1 protein-coding gene is annotated in these 298 nt (G+C 43.3%); it reads right to left on the bottom strand.

The window, feature by feature from the left end:
* Positions 1-298: alanine--tRNA ligase-related protein (locus tag C1G53_RS11225; RefSeq protein WP_238139143.1), on the bottom strand; the 298-nt coding region annotated here is incomplete at both ends.

Genomic DNA, 298 nt, shown 5'->3' with positions numbered 1-298 from the left:
AATTGTGAACCTGTATGGATAGTACGAGCAAATGACTCTTCTTCACTCTTAACAATCTTCTCAATGAAGGCACGTTTTTCAAGTACTTCTGGATAGTAACTTTCCATGATATTACCAACTGTCTCCACCAATTTGTACAAGAATGGCTCTGTAATGCCCAAACGTTGACCATGCATAGAAGCACGACGAAGGAGACGACGAAGGACATAACCACGACCTTCATTTCCAGGAAGGGCACCGTCACCAATAGCAAAAGAAAGGGCACGGATGTGGTCTGCAATAACCTTGAAGCTCATGT

This window comes from Streptococcus suis, assembly GCF_002960445.1.
Classification (GTDB): Bacteria; Bacillota; Bacilli; order Lactobacillales; family Streptococcaceae; genus Streptococcus; species Streptococcus hyiners.
The sequence above is the reverse complement of the archived record's forward strand: the minus strand, read 5'-3'. Positions and strand labels throughout refer to the sequence as shown.